A 16,860-nucleotide genomic window follows, 5' to 3' on the forward strand; every position below is an offset into this window, starting at 1 on the left:
GTATTGAGAATAAGGGCATATTGCTTTCCCAAAAATAAGCGATATAACAATGAAAAAAAAGAGAGCCACTGTGAAAGTGTTGACTGTTTTTGGCACACGCCCTGAAGCGATAAAAATGGCACCTTTAGTGCACGCTTTAGCAAATGATGATTCGTTTGAAGCGAAGGTATGTGTTACGGCCCAACATCGAGAAATGCTTGATCAGGTATTAAATCTTTTTGAGATCAAACCAGATTACGATCTCAATATTATGAAACCAGGACAAGATTTAACGGATATTACCTGTCGTATTTTAGAAGGGTTAAAACCGGTATTAGCGTCATTTCAACCTGATGTTGTTTTGGTACATGGTGATACAACAACGACCATGGCAGCAAGTTTAGCCGCATTTTATCAACGAATTCCCGTTGGTCATGTGGAGGCTGGGCTACGTACTGGCAATCTTTACTCCCCTTGGCCTGAAGAGGCAAACCGTACTATTGCAGGTCATCTTGCAATGTATCATTTCGCACCAACAGAAACTGCAAAATTAAATTTGGTACGAGAAGCGGTTGCGGATAAAAATATTTTTGTCACGGGGAATACGGTAATTGATGCGTTGTTTTGGGTAAGTGACAGAGTGATGGGCAATCAAACACTCTTAAATGAGCTTGCTGTAAACTATCCATTTATTCAGCCTGATAAGAAAATGATCTTGGTAACAGGACATCGTCGAGAAAGTTTTGGTGGTGGTTTTGAACGTATCTGCCAAGCTTTAGCTGAAATTGCATTAGCACACCCTGATGTAGAAGTTGTTTATCCTGTTCACTTAAATCCTAATGTGAGTGAGCCTGTTCAACGGATCCTTCATGGTATTGATAATATTAAGCTGATCCAGCCACAAGATTATCTCCCATTCGTTTACTTAATGAACCATGCTTACCTTATTTTGACCGACTCTGGTGGAATTCAAGAAGAAGCTCCTTCATTAGGTAAGCCTGTTCTTGTAATGCGAGACACAACAGAACGCCCAGAAGCTGTTGAGGCGGACTCTGTTCGTTTAGTCGGAACAGATACTAAACGTATTGTTAGCGAAGTAACTTCTTTATTGACAGACGAAAACGCGTATCACCAAATGAGTAAGGCGACAAACCCTTACGGTGATGGTCATGCCTGCCAACGTATTCTTGAAGCATTGAAAAAAAATCAGGTGACATTATGAGTTTTGAAACTATTTCTGTTATCGGCCTCGGCTACATTGGTTTACCTACAGCGGCAGCTTTTGCCTCTCGTAAAAAAAGCGTCATCGGTGTTGATGTTAATCAGCATGCAGTTGATACGATTAATAAAGGTCAAATTCACATTGTTGAGCCTGATCTTGATAAAGTCGTTAAACAAGCGGTTGAAGAAGGTCATTTAAAAGCCTATACCACGCCACAACCAGCAGATGCTTACCTTATTGCTGTACCTACACCATTTAAAGGTGAGCATGAGCCTGATTTGGCTTATGTTGAAGCAGCTGCCCGCTCTATCGCACCTGTACTGAAGAAAGGTGATCTTATTATTCTAGAATCAACCTCACCAGTTGGTTCTACTGAAAAAATGGCAGAGTGGTTAGCAGAAGCTCGCCCAGATTTAACTTTCCCTCATCAACAAGGTGAAGATGCTGATATCGATGTTGCTTACTGCCCTGAGCGTGTATTACCGGGTCAAGTGATGATTGAACTTATCCGCAATGACCGTGTTGTCGGTGGGATGAACCGTAAATCTTCAGAACGTGCGAGTGAGTTGTACAAAATTTTCCTTGAAGGTGAATGTGTTATCACCAATGCACGTACCGCAGAAATGTGTAAGCTGACTGAAAATAGCTTCCGTGATGTTAATATTGCGTTTGCTAATGAATTATCACTGATCTGCGCTGACCAAGATATTAATGTGTGGGAGCTAATTAGCTTGGCGAACCGCCATCCTCGCGTCAATATTTTACAACCAGGTCCAGGCGTTGGCGGACACTGTATCGCTGTTGACCCTTGGTTTATCGTGTCACAAAATCCAAAACAATCTCGTTTAATTCACACTGCGCGTTTAGTCAATGATGGCAAACCAGTGTGGGTTATCGATCAAGTTAAAGCCGCTGTTGCAGATTGCCTTACTGAAACAGGTAAACGTGCAAACGAAATTAAAATTGCCTGCTTTGGTTTAGCCTTTAAGCCTAATATCGATGACTTACGTGAAAGCCCAGCAATGAATATCACTAAACAAGTTGCTGATTGGCACAGTGGTACTACGTTGGCGGTTGAACCTAATATTCATGAATTACCAACAAAACTGAAAGGGATCACAGAGTTAGTATCAACAGAACAAGCTCTGAAAGACGCTGATATTGTCTTAATGTTAGTTGATCACCAACAATTTAAAGCGATCCCTGGTAGTAAAATCACTCAAAAATGGATTGTAGATACTAAAGGAGTATGGCGTTGAAACGCATTCTAGTGACAGGCGGAGCCGGTTTTATCGGCTCTGCTGTTGTTCGACATATTATTGAAAACACCAATGACAGCGTTGTTGTGGTGGATAAACTAACTTATGCCGGTAATTTAGAGTCATTAGCAACTGTAGCCGACAGTGAACGTTATGCTTTTGAGCAAGTCGATATCTGTGATAGAGCCGAGCTTGACCGCTTATTTGCTCAATATCAGCCAGATGTTGTGATGCACTTAGCGGCAGAAAGCCATGTTGACCGCTCTATTGATGGTCCTGCTGCGTTTATTGAAACCAATATTGTTGGCACTTACACCTTATTGGAAGCAGCTCGCCACTTTTGGCAAGTTTTACCACAAGAAAAGAAAACGGCATTTCGGTTCCACCATATCTCAACAGATGAAGTGTATGGCGATTTAGAAGGTACAGACGACTTCTTCACTGAAACAACGCCTTATGCACCAAGTAGCCCATATTCTGCTTCTAAGGCCTCAAGTGACCACTTAGTGCGTGCTTGGTTACGGACTTATGGCTTACCAACTGTAATTACCAATTGCTCAAATAACTATGGTCCTTACCATTTTCCTGAAAAATTAATCCCATTAATTATCTTAAATGCGATTTCAGGAAAACCATTACCTGTTTATGGTAAAGGTGAACAGATCCGTGATTGGCTCTATGTTGAAGATCATGCTCGTGCGCTTTATTTAGTCGCAACAACGGCAACACCGGGTAAAACCTACAATATTGGCGGTCATAATGAGCGTCGTAATATTGATGTTGTGAAAACAATTTGTGCATTACTTGAAGAGCTATACCCGAACAAACCCGCAGGCATTGCTCAATATGTTGATTTAATCACGTATGTGAAAGACAGACCGGGTCATGATCTACGTTACGCCATTGATGCAGCGAAAATTGAAGCTGAATTAGGTTGGAAACCAGAAGAGACATTTGAATCAGGCATTCGTAAAACCGTGTTGTGGTATTTAAATAACGAAACTTGGTGGAAACGTGTGCTTGATGGCTCTTATGCAGGTGAACGTCTAGGGCTTGGGAACTGATTAAGTAAAGAAGGATAAATGATGAAAGGTATTATTTTAGCGGGTGGTTCTGGTACACGACTGCATCCGATAACCAAAGGGGTATCGAAGCAGTTATTGCCTATCTATGATAAGCCCATGATCTATTATCCGCTTTCAGTTCTGATGCTTGCTGGCATTCGAGATATTTTGATCATCACAACACCAGATGATATGACCTCATTTCAGCGCTTATTGGGTGATGGTTCTGCATTTGGTGTTCGTCTTCAATATAAAATTCAGCCATCTCCTGATGGCTTAGCCCAAGCCTTTATTTTGGGCGAGGAATTTATTGATGATGACCATTGCTGTTTAGTTTTAGGCGATAATATCTATTTTGGTCAAGGGTTTAGTCCAAAACTGAAACAAGTTGCACAACGTGAACGTGGCGCAACCGTGTTTGGTTATCAAGTGATGGATCCTGAGCGATTTGGTGTCGTTGAATTTGACGATGATTTCAAAGTGTTATCCATTGAAGAGAAACCAGAACAGCCTAAGTCTAATTGGGCGGTGACAGGGCTTTATTTCTACGATAACCGTGTGGTTGATTTTGCCAAACGAGTCAAACCTTCGATTCGTGGTGAATTAGAAATTACGTCGATTAATCAGATGTATCTTGAATGTGGTGAGCTTAACGTTGAACTACTGGGACGTGGTTTTGCGTGGTTAGATACCGGAACTCACGATAGTTTAATTGAAGCCAGTACCTTTGTTCAAACCGTTGAAAAACGCCAAGGATTTAAAGTGGCGTGTCTTGAAGAGATTGCTTGGCGCAATGGTTGGCTCAGTGATGACCAAGTAAGAGAAAGCGCAAAATCACTGTCTAAAACAGGTTATGGCCGCTATCTATTGGATTTATTACATGTCCGTCCTCGCCAATATTAATTATCTTGAGTGGGAAAGTGAGTATTTCTCCCTCAAAACAGGGCGTCTTGAGTTTGATACACAAGCGCCCGTGTTAACAGACGAACAACTTGACGCTTTTGCTGTAGTTCAAGCTAAAGTCGCATCTCATGAGCTTTCTCTCATCGATAAACTCAGCCAATTAGGTTTTCAATTTGCGGAAGGTGAAATTGATTTTAAACTTTCAATTGGCACAGAAAATGCTTGTAAGAAAGCGACGGAATATTGTTTTAGAAAAGCCAATGAAGATGATATCGATTTATTGATGGCAACGGCTTCAGAAGCTTTTATACAAAGTCGTTTTAGAACACCTTGGTATCAAGAAGGCGATAGCAGTCGTTTTTATGCATTATGGGTTAAAAAAGCAGTGTTAGGTACGTTCGATGATATCTGTTTACTGACTTGTGATGCTGAAAATAACGTGAGTGGTTTTGTCACTTTACGTCAAATATCTGAAAGTGAAGCAAGAGTGGGATTACTCGCAGTAATGCCCAACAGAATAGGACAAGGCATTGGTAAACAACTGATGTCGGTCGCGAAGTTTTGGTGTCAACAACAAAGTATTTCAACCTTATATGTTGCAACACAGATCAGCAATATTGCAGCTTCGCGTTTATACACACACAGTGGGGGCTTAATAGAGAGCACCACTTATTGGTTATACAGGGGATAATATGATTCCGTTTAATAAACCACCCGTTGTCGGCACAGAATTAGAATATATGAAACAGGCTATGGAAAGTGGCAAGCTCTGTGGTGATGGCAATTTCACAAAGAAATGTGAAAAGTGGTTAGAAGAACAATTTCATTGTCATAAAACGCTGTTAACGCCTTCTTGTACAGCATCGCTTGAAATGGCTGCCATCTTATTAGATATCAAGCCTGGCGATGAAGTCATCATGCCAAGTTTTACCTTTGTTTCGACCTCTAATGCGTTTGTATTACGTGGCGCAACGATTGTTTTCGTTGATATTCGTCCAGATACTATGAATATTGATGAAACAAAAATTGAAGCAGCAATCACAAATAAAACGCGCGCGATAGTGCCTGTTCATTACGCAGGTGTTGCGTGTGAAATGGATACCATTATGGCGATTGCGAAAAGACATAATCTATTCGTGATTGAAGATGCTGCACAAGGTGTCATGTCAACTTACAAGGGCAAAGCGCTTGGCACGATTGGTCATATTGGTTGTTATAGCTTCCATGAGACTAAAAACTACTCATCAGGTGGTGAGGGTGGTGCAACGTTAATTAACGATCCTGATTTAATCAATCGCGCAGAAGTTATCCGTGAAAAAGGCACTAACCGCAGCCAATTTTTCCGTGGTCAGGTAGATAAATATACTTGGCGAGATATTGGTTCTAGCTATTTAATGTCAGACTTACAAGCAGCTTATCTGTGGGCTCAACTTGAAGAAGCTGAAAAAATTAATGAGCGTCGTTTAGCATTTTGGCAGATTTACTATGATGCATTGACACCATTAGCAGAAAAAGGCTTATTGGCGCTTCCAATCGTTCCTGAAGGGTTAGAACACAATGCACATATGTTCTATATCAAACTGAAAGATATCGAGCAACGTACCGCGTTTAATGACTACATGAAAGAGCATGGTGTCTTAACGGTATTCCACTATGTGTCATTACATACCAGCCCAGCAGGTATGAAGTTTGGTCGCTTTGACGGTGAAGATATTTTCACAACGCGAGAAAGTGAGCGTTTAGTGCGTTTACCTATGTTCTACAACATGACAGAAGAAGAGCAACAGACTGTTATTGGTCATATTCGCGACTTTTTTGCTTAATTATGTCATTAGCCAAAGCATCAATTTGGACAGCCGGATCAACCCTGATAAAAATCGGGGCTGGTCTGCTTGTCGTTAAGTTACTTGCTGTCTCTTTTGGTCCAACAGGAGTCGGATTAGCGGGTAACTTTCGTCAATTAATCACCGTACTAGGCGTCTTGTCTGGTGCGGGTATTTTTAATGGTGTGACGAAATTAATCGCACAATATCAAGATGATGATATTCAACGCAAAAAAGTGTTGGGTACTTCATCATCCATGATTTTGCTGTTTTCCACACTATTAGCTATTTTATTTCTTCTTTTTTCTGCCCCCATTAGCCAAGTGTTATTTGGTGATGATTATCATCAATATCAGGATATTGTAAGAGCTGTTGCTTTTATTCAAATGGGAATTGCATATAGCAATTATTTTCTTGCCATATTAAAAGGTTATCGTGATGCGGCAGGTAATGCCTTATCAGTGATTGCAGGTAGCATTATTGGTGTTGTTGCTTATTATTTATGCTATTTATTTGCGGGTTATCACGGTGCATTAATTGGACTAGCATTAGTGCCTGCACTTATTTTATTTCCTGCTACATTTTTAGTAGTAAAGCGTAAACGCTTCGCGTTGAGTGAGCTGAAACCCCACTGGGATAAAGCGATTGCCAGCCATCTTGGCAAATTTACTATTATGGCTATTTTGACCTCTATTACGCTCCCAGTCGCTTATATCATGATGCGTAATCTATTGGCTAAACATTATAGCTGGGATGAGGTTGGGATTTGGCAAGGCGTGAGTAGCATTTCAGATGCTTACTTACAATTTATTACGGCATCTTTCTCTGTTTATTTACTGCCAACCCTCTCTCGATTAACACAAAAGAGTGATATCACTAAAGAGATAGTAAAGTCGCTGAAGTTTGTATTACCTGCGGTTGCTGTTGCCAGCTTTATGGTGTGGTTATTACGTGATTTTGCGATTTGGTTACTGTTTTCAGATAAATTTGTCGCTATGCGTGATTTATTTGCATGGCAACTTGTCGGTGATGTTTTAAAAGTAGGCGCCTATGTCTTTGGCTATCTTGTCATTGCAAAAGCGGCACTACGTTTTTATATCCTTACAGAAGTAAGCCAGTTTGCCTTATTAACGCTATTTTCGCGTTGGCTTATTCCTGAGCATGGCGCACTGGGTGCAGCTCAAGCCTATATGGCAACGTATATTATTTACTTCCTTCTCTGTAGTTCTGTTTTCGTGATTTATTGCAGGCGCAAATGACAACTTTGATTTACGTACTAGGTTCAGACATTGTGCATCATAACAACACAATGTTACGGTTTTTTAACGACCACCTCGTGACTGAGGCGGGGTTAACGTATAAACCTCGTTTTATCGTTGCCAGTAAAAATACTTCACTGCAAGAAAGCTATCCAGCTTTAGATATTGAGTGTTTAGCTGATAAAAAGCAGGTTGCACAGAGAGTGGTTACATTGGCAAAAGTCGATACTCACCAACGATTCCTTTTTTTAGGTCAGTTTAATGCGCCTATTTGGCTGGCATTATTGACTGGCAAGATTAAACGTCATCAATTTTGGTGGCATATTTGGGGTGCTGATTTATATCAGGATTCTAAACAGCTAAAATTTAGACTCTTTTATCTTCTTCGTAAACTTGCTCAAAAGCGTGTGGGGCGAGTATTTGGTACACGAGGTGATCTAAATTACTTCGCGCAATTTAACGTTAATATTCCAGCCAGTTTGCTCTATTTTCCAACAAGAATGGATCCTGCGCTGACGGTAACAGAAAAAGCGCCTATTGATGAAAAACAAATCACCATTATTGTGGGTAATTCAGGGGATAGATCGAATCGTCATATTGAAGCTTTACAGGCGATTGCAGAGCAATATGGAACACGCGCAAAAGTGATTATTCCAATGGGATATCCTGAAAATAATCACGTTTATATTGATGAAGTAACCCAAGCAGCTGGCCAGTTGCTTCCATATAATCAGGTTGAAATATTACGTGATAAATTGGCATTTGATGATTATCTTACGTTATTGAAAACATGTGATTTAGGCTATTTTATTTTCCATCGTCAACAAGGTATCGGCACGCTTTGTCTGCTTATTCAATTTGCGATCCCTTTTGTTATTAGTCGTCAAAACCCATTTTGGCAGGATTTAACTGAGCAAAATGTTCCTGTTTTTTTCTCGGGTGATAAATTAGATGTTGCGCTAATTGAAGAGGCTAAACGTCAATTACTGATGCTTGATCGCCAAAATATTGCCTTCTTTGCGCCTAATTTTACGGACGGATGGAAAGAGCTAATTGAGATGAGTACAGGAGAGCCGCAATGACATTGGCGGAACTGGGTGGCTTAGCACTTGTTTATTTTATCTCTTTAAGTTTTATTTTATTGCTGACTTATCAAGAATTTCGTCGAGTTCGCTTTAATTTTAATGTTTTTTTCTCAATGCTCTATCTGCTGACCTTTTATTTTGGTTTTCCACTGACTTGTATGTTGGTATTCCAATTTGATGTCGCAGTTGTACCGGTTGATTCATTATTATACGCGCTATTAGCTTCTACCTGCTTCTATGCCATTTATTATGTCACTTATAAGGTAAGGTTGAGAAAACCGGTTAGCGGCCCTTCTAGGTCGTTATTTACCATGAATAGAGTAGAAACCAACCTCACTTGGATTTTATTGGCGTTAATCGCATTTGTAACCGTCGGAATTTTCTTTCTGCAAAATGGCTTTTTACTCTTTAAGCTCAAAACGTATAGCCAAATTTTTTCAAGCCAAGTGTCAGGTGTCGCGCTTAAGCGCTTTTTCTATTTCTTTATTCCCGCAATGCTGGTGGTTTATTTCTTAAAACCAACGCAACAACGCTGGATTTTCTTCCTTTGTGCGACGGTAGGTTTTGGGATCTTAACTTACATTATCGTGGGTGGAACGCGCGCCAATATCATCATCGCTTTTGCGCTGTTTTTGTTTATCGGTATTGTTCGTGGCTGGATAACCTTGTGGATGCTGGTTGCAGCAGGGGTTATGAGTATCGTTGGAATGTTCTGGTTGGCATTAAAACGCTATGGTCTTGATGTGAGTGGTGCCGAGGCATTCTATACTTTCTTGTACCTTACTCGTGATACGTTCTCTCCTTGGGAAAACTTAGCGTTGTTACTTGATAACTATGACAAGATTGAGTTCCAAGGACTTGCTCCGATAATTCGTGATTTTTATGTTTTTATTCCTTCTTGGGTTTGGCCTGAACGCCCAGATGTTGTACTGAACTCTGCAAATTACTTTACGTGGGAAGTGCTTAATTACCATGCGGGTCTTGCTATTTCGCCAACCTTAATTGGCTCGTTGGTTGTGATGGGGGGCGTTGTCTTTATCCCATTAGGTGCCATCGTAGTCGGGTTGATTATTAAATGGTTTGATTGGCTATACCAGCAAGGGTTGAGTGAGAGCAATCGCTATAAGTCCGCTATCTTACAAGCTTTTTGCTTTGGGGCGATTTTTAATATGATTGTTTTAGCACGAGAAGGGGTCGATTCGTTCGTCTCTCGTGTTGTGTTCTTCTGTTTAGTTTTTGGTTTATGTTTAGTGGTCGCAAAACTGCTTTATTGGTTATTTGAAAGTGCGGGATTGGTACGCAATTACGTGACTCGTCAACTACAAAGTGAACCTCGTTTAGAGAAAAAGGAAAAGTAATGGGATCCAATTCAATTCCGAAGTATTCAATCCGCGGACATAATATCTGGGGATTTCGCGATATGGCTCATTTTCTGGATTATCTCTATGAAGGAGCACAAATAAAAAGTGGCTCTCTGATTGCCATTAACGCAGAAAAAATTCTCACAGCAGAAACAGACTCAGCACTCAATGAGCTACTCAATGAAGCTGATTATCTTTATGCAGATGGTATCAGTGTTGTGCGAGGTATTCGTCGTAAATATCCTGATGCAAATGTTTCTCGTATTGCTGGTGCGGATTTATGGGAAGCGTTAATGGAAAGAGCAGGTAAAGAGGGAACACCTGTCTTTCTTGTCGGTGGTAAACCTGAAATTCTTTCGCAAACCGAAGATAAGCTTAAAGCACAGTGGAACGTAAACATTGTGGGTAGCCAGAACGGTTACTTCACACCACAAGATAGAGAGGCGTTATTTGAGCGTATAAAGGCCTCTGGTGCGAAGATAGTGACTATAGCCATGGGATCACCTAAGCAAGAGTTGTTTATTCGTGCATGTCGTGAAATTTATCCTGATGCATTATATATGGGTGTCGGTGGGACTTATGATGTGTTTACGGGTCATGTTAAGAGAGCACCAAAAGCATGGCAAAATCTTGGATTAGAGTGGTTATATCGTTTGTTATCACAACCAAGTCGAATTAAGCGTCAATTTAAGCTGTTAAAATTCGTTGGGTATTATTATTCCAATAAATTGTAATAGTAATAGCGTCTTTTTTGTTAGGTGGGGCTGATTAAATGATTTATTCATGCATTTATCTAGCATCTTACTTGTTTAATTATTATACTGACGGGGCGTTTAGCGTGTAAAAACGCTCCATTTATCGACGAAATGCACAAACTATCGTCAAACAAACTTTTTTTTTCAAAAAGCACTAGACAGACAGAGCGTAAATCCGTACTATCCTCTCCCGCAACGGCGTGAAGCGCCCGTAGCTCAGCTGGATAGAGCGCTGCCCTCCGGAGGCAGAGGTCTCAGGTTCGAATCCTGTCGGGCGCGCCATTAAAGCGTGCTAAGAGTTACGGTGAAGAGCGTTGTTGTAAGAAGTAATAAGATAGCTGTTATGGTGGCTATAGCTCAGTTGGTAGAGCCCTGGATTGTGATTCCAGTTGTCGTGGGTTCGAGTCCCATTAGCCACCCCATCTTATCTTAGTTATTGTTTATGCGAGGGTGGCGGAATTGGTAGACGCGCTAGCTTCAGGTGTTAGTGTTCTAACGGACGTGGGGGTTCAAGTCCCCCCCTTCGCACCAATAAACAAGATAAGAGCAGTGATGCAGACGGCGAGTAGCGCAGCCTGGTAGCGCAACTGGTTTGGGACCAGTGGGTCGGAGGTTCGAATCCTCTCTCGCCGACCAATAAGAAAAAGCCTCGATTATATCGAGGCTTTTTCGTATCTACGATTTACTTTTTAAAGACCGCTATACCATATCTACTTCTACTTCTACTTCTACTTCTACTTCTATAAGTCGTTACTCTTATCCATATTTTTTATTTCTTGTTATGTGTTCCAGATAAGAAAACCAAAATGATGTTTTTAACGGAAATGCCACCCTTGTCACTTAAGGGTTATTAATAATTTAATTTATTACCGAATTTTAATCTTCATAAAAAGATGAGTTAAATACGTAAAATAATTGATTTTAACTATATGAAATATAAGTTTTTTGTTTTATTTGTCGGTAAATGCCAACACTCGCTATTTTTTATGTCTCCAATAGGAGACATTTAACATATTGATTTTAAATAATTAAATAATCAGTGTGTTTTTCTTGTCGTGAAAAAGAGACGTATATCAGACCCTATATTTTCTTTTCTATTTAGCAATAGCATGGTGAAAGCACAAACCATAGCGTCTTTATCATTGAAAATGAGTAAAGCCAGAAAGGAAAACCAAAATTCAATAAGTTATCTTATACTTTTTAGCGATAGGGGATATTTTTAATAAAAAATGAAAAATTGGCACGCTAAATGCAATACGTATATTGTAGATGCTCATTCCACTCCTTATGACAGCATATGGCTTCATAAACCTAGGAATGATGCAGAGCCGATTATTCGGTGCCTACGTCCACGTTAACGATGAACATCATTCATCATCAACAGGACGAAACGTTGAGTGAGGCACCATCCGTCTGTAGACCTGATTGTATATTTATACGCCTGTATAGTTTTATACAGGCGTTTTTTTATATATCAACCACTCATCCATTTTGTATTCACCGCATTATCACGCTATTATCCAGCGCAAGGGTAGATTGGAGATAGCATCAATATGATAAATAAACAAAAAGCATATCTTGCACAAGAAAAACTCTTTCTTATAGAGAAGTTTGGCCCATTATTGTTCTTTTTGATCCCTCTTATCATGCTTATTATTGGTGGAAAATCATGGGCTAAATATGTGGCTTTTCTTTGTCAGGGGATCGCACTGATTTATATCGTCGTGTTTTATCAAGCGAGAAAACATTATCTGTCATTTAAGCAAGAAAATGAGAAGGGAATACCCACTCGCTTTTATCGTATTGCTTGGGTGTATGTGTTTTTGACTTTATGTGTGGAAGTGGTGTTGTTATTTCAATGTGTCTTTTAAATCACATAAAAAAACCCTCAATAATTAATAAAGAGGGTTTTTAGATCAGGTGATTAAACGATTTATGATCACGTTCTTATCGAATAAGCTTATTTACTTTTTTTAGGCTCTTCAAAAATGACAGAATCCTTTTTCAGTGTCATTAATAAAGCATCTTTACGCACTTTCGCCGACTCTTCAGATTTTTTCTGTTTATCTAATGCATCAGCAAGCCACGCAAAGTCATGAACATCAGGGCGTTGCTTTAATGCATTACGAAAAGCCTCTTCAGCTTGAGCCCATTTCCCTTGTTGCATCGCTATCTGACCTAATGTGCTATTGAGTAATGGCGTTGGCCCATGTTGTTTAATTAATGTATTAAGCACTTTCATAATAACATTGGCATCTGTATTTTTTAAACGAGGCAATAGTAAGATCAAGCGTTCATCATATTGGCGTTTAATACCGTCTAAGATGATCGTTTGAGCGGTATCAGGATCGTTACACTCAATAAGGTGTTCAGCCAAAACGACACGCAATGCATTATCATGATGTACTTTACGCGGTTGTGCTTTCCACCAATTTTTCAGTCCATCACAGCCATTTTCGGACATCTTCTGTCCCATAATACCGATATAGGCTTTTTGGCGTAATTGCTCTAGTTCATCATCTGTGTGTAATGCAATTTTTTGCATGGAAGGAATGATATCAAGCAGTGCTTGCCAAGCTGCTGTTCGTGTATAAGCGACTTCTGCAAGACGTAACACTTCTGGGTGACGTGGCACTTGATTTAATAACTCATCAACCCCAGTACGCGCAGCGTGATTTTCGTTTTGTGCTAATAAAATACGCACTCGAGTGATATCAACAGGAAGCTGATTGGTATCGGCAAGCTCAGCTGCACGTTCGAGGTGTTGTTGAACTCGGAATTCATCACCACGTTGTTGTGCGGCTTCAGCGGCTAACAGGTAGTTTACAACAGGCTGCTCTGCATAATCTGCATTACGGCTCATTAGTTTTTCAACTTCTTTAAAATCACCTTCCGCTAATTTCATTAATGCCATGCTGGTTTGTTTGCGTGCGCGATTACGTTTACGGAAAGAAAACCAACTATATGCTTTTGAGCCTGTACCAATGAAACGGCGATAACTCCAACCAATCAGTAACAATGCTAATTGTAGTAAAACAAACATAATGACAAGGCTGGTTACACTGGTTTCAATATCCCAATCATCAGTTTGTATAAGTACATAACCTTGATGGCCTGCCAATAGTGGGCCAAAAATGATGCCCGCAATAAGCACCACAAAAAGGAGAAGTATTTTTAACATAAGCTTATTCTCCTTGTTGTGTTACTGGTGCATCAACAGTTGTACTATCAGCTGCAGCATCTTGTACGCTTTCTGATGCATTATGTTCAGCTTCTACGGCTTGGGCATCTTGGGCTTCAACAGCTTGTGCTCCAGCAACTTGTGGTTCTGCATACTCATTTTGTGCCAGTAAATTGCGAATTTGTTTTTCTACACGTTTTTCTAGCAATGTCGGGCTCTTCAATTCTGATGGCATTGCAAGCGTAATAGGCTGTTTCTCTAATTCAGAAACCGTATCTAAAAATGCAGTTGTACTTGGATCAGAGGTATCAAAATAAGCACGTACCCAAGTGGATACCGCTTCCAGTGATTGCTGATAAGTTTCAGTTTGGTGACGAGGCACGGCTTGAGAAGCAATTAATAAACGTGAACGGATATTCTCACGTAAATAGACATCTTGATTCGGTGCTAATAAAGGAACGGCTGCGGTATCACGGCGACGAATGGTAATAAAATCATCCATAAAGCTTTTCCAGCTTTTGCTTAGATTCTGTTTCCAATCAGAAAGTGAACCTGAAATGGTTTCATCGTTTTTATCCATTGGGGAGCCATTACGCTCAAGATCAGCTAAACGGAGATTATCAACCTGATTCGCTAACTGGTTTAATTGTAAGATGATGCCATCATTATCAATTTTGCTGAGAGCAGCTAAACTGCTGATATCTTCATTAATAGCACGACGGATCTCAAGTAAACTCGGATCGTTCATTTCCGCTAAGCTACTATCAGCACCTTTTAGTAAACTCACGGCGGTCACAACATCTTGATCATTCCATAACTTACGACCAGCCATTTTCACCATAAAATCGGCTTGTGCTAATAGCCAACTTTTGACATCTGCACTAGAAATAGCGGCAAAGCGTGTTTGTAGATCTTGAATTTGGCGCTCTGTTGTTTGGCGTTCGTTTTGTAATTTATCGATAGTCTGTTTTTGTGAGTCAAACATACTATCAATATTGTCAAAGCGTTGTTGATACGTATTTTGGAGTTGTTGTAATTGGGTAAGCTCAGATTTGAGTGATTGATTTTCTACACTCAGCTTTGATGCTTGTTGATTGGTGTAATAGTAAAGGCTACCACCGATTGCCAAAATAACAAGGATAGCAACAGCACTTCCAATTAGACCTGAGCGCTTGTTATTAACAGGTTTGACTTCCTGATAGCGGACATTCTCATCAGCTTTAGCTGCATCTTTTGGCAAGTCATTATCATTTGTATTTTTCTGTTCCGTCATATCGGCGTCTCATTTAGGTTCTATATTAATGCATGAAATAAAGCATCATTATTGGCACTTTCAGCAACGGTGACAGTTTCCCACCCTAATGTTTTTGCTATTGTTGCTAATCGTTCACTGACCACAAGTAAATGGCAGTTTAACAGCCATGCTTTTTTAGATTCAGCGACCAGATCAAAGAGTTGTTGTAACATTTCACCGCTAGTGACAACAAGCGTATCAACCTGTGCTTTTTCCCATTGAAGCGCAAAGTCTTCAGGGGAATAATGAATAAATAGGCGTTGGTAACATTCGCATTCATCAACGATTGCGCCTCGTTGGCTCAATGTTGTTGCGAGTAAGTCACGACCACCGTTACCTCTAAGCAGTAATATTTGCTTGTTTTTCACCTGATTAAGCTCAGGAAGGTCAAGAAGATCTTCGCTGGTTTCTCCTTGCTCAGGGTAGCAAATTGGAAGACTGCTTAAATGTTGGAAATCTTTCGCTGTGCTTTGACCTATTCCATAATAGGATAGCGTATCTGGCCATGATTGTTGTAATTGATTTAGCTGCCAGTTTGCGTATGACACCGCATTTTTAGAAAGTAAAAATACACAATCACCCGCCCTTAATCCTTTTAGTTTAGCATCTAATAAAGGGAGCTCACGACCTGCGGTGATCTCTATTAAAGGTGCTTGAAAGGCTGTTTTTCCCGCATCAATTAAACGTTGGGTTAATGCCTTTCCTGCTGGGTTGGGGCGAGTAACTAAAATACTCATGCAGGTGTGCTGCCTTGATACACTGCCGTTAAAATGGCTCGTGCACCTTTATCTAAAAGCTCTTCAGCCAATGAGATACCCGCAGTTTCAGCGTCTTCTGGAGACACTAAGCGCTCACCACGCAAAATAGTTTCGCCATCAGGAGAACCGACTAAAGCACGTAACCAAATTTTGTCATTTTGCCAAATGGCATAGCTTCCAATCGGAACTTGGCAACCGCCTTCAAGACGAGTATTCATTGCACGCTCTGCTTTAACGCAAATTGCAGTGCGAGAATGGTTTAGTGCATCTAATAACTGACGAGTTTCATTATCATCTAAGCGACACTCAATTCCCACTGCACCTTGCCCAACCGCAGGTAAAGATTGCTCAGCAGATAATGGTGTACGAACACGTTCGTTAAGACCTAGGCGTTTTAAGCCAGCAACGGCAAGAATAATGGCATCATAATCACCATTATCTAGTTTCCCTAAACGAGTACCGACATTACCACGTAAATCACGAATAATCAGGTCAGGGCGCTGTGCTTTTAATTGGCATTGGCGACGTAAACTGGATGTGCCTATAATACTACCCGCAGGAAGTTGTTCTAAAGAATCATAATGATTAGAGACAAAGGCATCACGAGGATCTTCGCGTTCACAAATAGTCACTAACCCTAAGCCTTCTGGGAAATCAATAGGAACATCTTTCATAGAGTGAACGGCAATATCTGCGCGTGATTCAAGTAGGGCAAGTTCTAACTCTTTTACAAATAGCCCTTTGCCACCTACTTTAGCTAAAGGTGTATCTAAAATGATGTCACCTTTAGTGACCATCGGTATTAATTCGACGACTAAACCTGGATGAGCAAGTTGTAGTTGTTCTTTCACATAGAGCGCCTGCCACATAGCAAGAGGGCTTTGGCGGGTAGCAATACGGATGGTACTTTTTGACAT

15 protein-coding genes and 4 tRNA genes are annotated in these 16,860 nt (G+C 40.4%); 15 read left to right on the top strand and 4 right to left on the bottom strand.

Features of this window, described 5'->3' with window-relative positions; genetic code table 11:
* The first annotated feature begins 70 nt into the window (after nt 1-70).
* From wecB to JEP36_RS11895, 15 genes are all read left to right on the top strand, one after another.
* A complete protein-coding gene (wecB, locus tag JEP36_RS11825) occupies nt 71-1,201 on the top strand; it encodes a non-hydrolyzing UDP-N-acetylglucosamine 2-epimerase (RefSeq protein ID WP_198630260.1) in 1,131 nt (376 codons plus the stop codon).
* On the top strand, nt 1,198-2,460 hold the full coding sequence (wecC, locus tag JEP36_RS11830) for a UDP-N-acetyl-D-mannosamine dehydrogenase (protein WP_109372740.1): 1,263 nt from the start codon (nt 1,198-1,200) through the stop codon (nt 2,458-2,460). The genes wecB and wecC overlap by 4 nt, the downstream gene beginning before the upstream one ends.
* On the top strand, nt 2,457-3,524 hold the full coding sequence (gene rffG, locus JEP36_RS11835) for a dTDP-glucose 4,6-dehydratase (RefSeq protein WP_198630240.1): 1,068 nt from the start codon (nt 2,457-2,459) through the stop codon (nt 3,522-3,524). Before wecC ends, rffG begins: the two co-directional genes overlap by 4 nt.
* A gap of 21 nt (nt 3,525-3,545) precedes the next feature.
* Complete coding sequence (gene rfbA / locus JEP36_RS11840; protein WP_198620262.1) at nt 3,546-4,427, top strand: glucose-1-phosphate thymidylyltransferase RfbA; 882 nt, start codon at nt 3,546-3,548, stop codon at nt 4,425-4,427.
* Complete coding sequence (gene rffC / locus JEP36_RS11845; RefSeq protein WP_198620253.1) at nt 4,405-5,118, top strand: dTDP-4-amino-4,6-dideoxy-D-galactose acyltransferase; 714 nt, start codon at nt 4,405-4,407, stop codon at nt 5,116-5,118. Before rfbA ends, rffC begins: the two co-directional genes overlap by 23 nt.
* Before the next feature lies 1 nt (nt 5,119).
* Nucleotides 5,120-6,250, top strand: coding sequence for a dTDP-4-amino-4,6-dideoxygalactose transaminase (gene rffA / locus JEP36_RS11850; protein ID WP_198620252.1), 1,131 nt, complete (start codon nt 5,120-5,122; stop codon nt 6,248-6,250).
* A gap of 2 nt (nt 6,251-6,252) precedes the next feature.
* On the top strand, nt 6,253-7,509 hold the full coding sequence (gene wzxE, locus JEP36_RS11855) for a lipid III flippase WzxE (protein ID WP_196534386.1): 1,257 nt from the start codon (nt 6,253-6,255) through the stop codon (nt 7,507-7,509).
* Entirely contained in the window at nt 7,506-8,591 is a 1,086-nt protein-coding gene (locus tag JEP36_RS11860; RefSeq protein WP_198630241.1) for a TDP-N-acetylfucosamine:lipid II N-acetylfucosaminyltransferase, read from the top strand. Before wzxE ends, JEP36_RS11860 begins: the two co-directional genes overlap by 4 nt.
* Nucleotides 8,588-9,952: an ECA oligosaccharide polymerase gene (gene wzyE, locus JEP36_RS11865; protein ID WP_198620249.1), complete on the top strand. Its 1,365-nt coding sequence runs from the start codon at nt 8,588-8,590 to the stop codon at nt 9,950-9,952. The genes JEP36_RS11860 and wzyE overlap by 4 nt, the downstream gene beginning before the upstream one ends.
* Complete coding sequence (gene wecG, locus JEP36_RS11870) at nt 9,952-10,689, top strand: lipopolysaccharide N-acetylmannosaminouronosyltransferase (RefSeq protein ID WP_099076342.1); 738 nt, start codon at nt 9,952-9,954, stop codon at nt 10,687-10,689. The genes wzyE and wecG overlap by 1 nt, the downstream gene beginning before the upstream one ends.
* Nucleotides 10,690-10,915: 226 nt before the next feature.
* A tRNA-Arg gene (locus JEP36_RS11875) sits at nt 10,916-10,992 on the top strand.
* Nucleotides 10,993-11,056: 64 nt separating this feature from the next.
* Nucleotides 11,057-11,132: transfer RNA gene (locus JEP36_RS11880), tRNA-His, on the top strand.
* 22 nt (nt 11,133-11,154) lie between these two features.
* Nucleotides 11,155-11,241: transfer RNA gene (locus tag JEP36_RS11885), tRNA-Leu, on the top strand.
* Between the two features lie 28 nt (nt 11,242-11,269).
* Nucleotides 11,270-11,346: transfer RNA gene (locus tag JEP36_RS11890), tRNA-Pro, on the top strand.
* 917 nt (nt 11,347-12,263) lie between these two features.
* A complete protein-coding gene (locus JEP36_RS11895) occupies nt 12,264-12,581 on the top strand; it encodes a hypothetical protein (protein WP_198630242.1) in 318 nt (105 codons plus the stop codon).
* A gap of 89 nt (nt 12,582-12,670) precedes the next feature.
* On the opposite strand, the gene hemY is transcribed toward JEP36_RS11895, so the two are convergent.
* The 4 genes from hemY to hemC are packed head-to-tail and all read right to left on the bottom strand — an operon-like array spanning nt 12,671 to nt 16,860.
* A complete protein-coding gene (gene hemY / locus JEP36_RS11900) occupies nt 12,671-13,891 on the bottom strand; it encodes a protoheme IX biogenesis protein HemY (RefSeq protein ID WP_196534390.1) in 1,221 nt (406 codons plus the stop codon).
* 4 nt (nt 13,892-13,895) lie between these two features.
* Nucleotides 13,896-15,164: a uroporphyrinogen-III C-methyltransferase gene (gene hemX, locus JEP36_RS11905; protein WP_198630243.1), complete on the bottom strand. Its 1,269-nt coding sequence runs from the start codon at nt 15,162-15,164 to the stop codon at nt 13,896-13,898.
* A gap of 20 nt (nt 15,165-15,184) precedes the next feature.
* Nucleotides 15,185-15,922, bottom strand: coding sequence for a uroporphyrinogen-III synthase (gene hemD / locus JEP36_RS11910; RefSeq protein ID WP_196534392.1), 738 nt, complete (start codon nt 15,920-15,922; stop codon nt 15,185-15,187).
* A complete protein-coding gene (hemC, locus tag JEP36_RS11915) occupies nt 15,919-16,860 on the bottom strand; it encodes a hydroxymethylbilane synthase (RefSeq protein WP_198626373.1) in 942 nt (313 codons plus the stop codon). Before hemC ends, hemD begins: the two co-directional genes overlap by 4 nt.

It is taken from the genome of Proteus sp. PR00208 (assembly GCF_016238545.1).
Lineage (GTDB): Bacteria > Pseudomonadota > Gammaproteobacteria > Enterobacterales > Enterobacteriaceae > Proteus.

Coding starts and splice junctions, on each gene's coding strand:
- wecC (WP_109372740.1), top strand. CDS start 1,198: ATGAGTTTTGAAACTATTTCTGTTATCGGCCTCGGCTACATTGGTTTA.
- rfbA (WP_198620262.1), top strand. CDS start 3,546: ATGAAAGGTATTATTTTAGCGGGTGGTTCTGGTACACGACTGCATCCG.
- rffC (WP_198620253.1), top strand. CDS start 4,405: ATGTCCGTCCTCGCCAATATTAATTATCTTGAGTGGGAAAGTGAGTAT.
- rffA (WP_198620252.1), top strand. CDS start 5,120: ATGATTCCGTTTAATAAACCACCCGTTGTCGGCACAGAATTAGAATAT.
- wzxE (WP_196534386.1), top strand. CDS start 6,253: ATGTCATTAGCCAAAGCATCAATTTGGACAGCCGGATCAACCCTGATA.
- JEP36_RS11860 (WP_198630241.1), top strand. CDS start 7,506: ATGACAACTTTGATTTACGTACTAGGTTCAGACATTGTGCATCATAAC.
- wzyE (WP_198620249.1), top strand. CDS start 8,588: ATGACATTGGCGGAACTGGGTGGCTTAGCACTTGTTTATTTTATCTCT.
- wecG (WP_099076342.1), top strand. CDS start 9,952: ATGGGATCCAATTCAATTCCGAAGTATTCAATCCGCGGACATAATATC.
- JEP36_RS11895 (WP_198630242.1), top strand. CDS start 12,264: ATGATAAATAAACAAAAAGCATATCTTGCACAAGAAAAACTCTTTCTT.
- hemY (WP_196534390.1), bottom strand. CDS start 13,891: ATGTTAAAAATACTTCTCCTTTTTGTGGTGCTTATTGCGGGCATCATT.
- hemX (WP_198630243.1), bottom strand. CDS start 15,164: ATGACGGAACAGAAAAATACAAATGATAATGACTTGCCAAAAGATGCA.
- hemD (WP_196534392.1), bottom strand. CDS start 15,922: ATGAGTATTTTAGTTACTCGCCCCAACCCAGCAGGAAAGGCATTAACC.
- hemC (WP_198626373.1), bottom strand. CDS start 16,860: ATGTCAAAAAGTACCATCCGTATTGCTACCCGCCAAAGCCCTCTTGCT.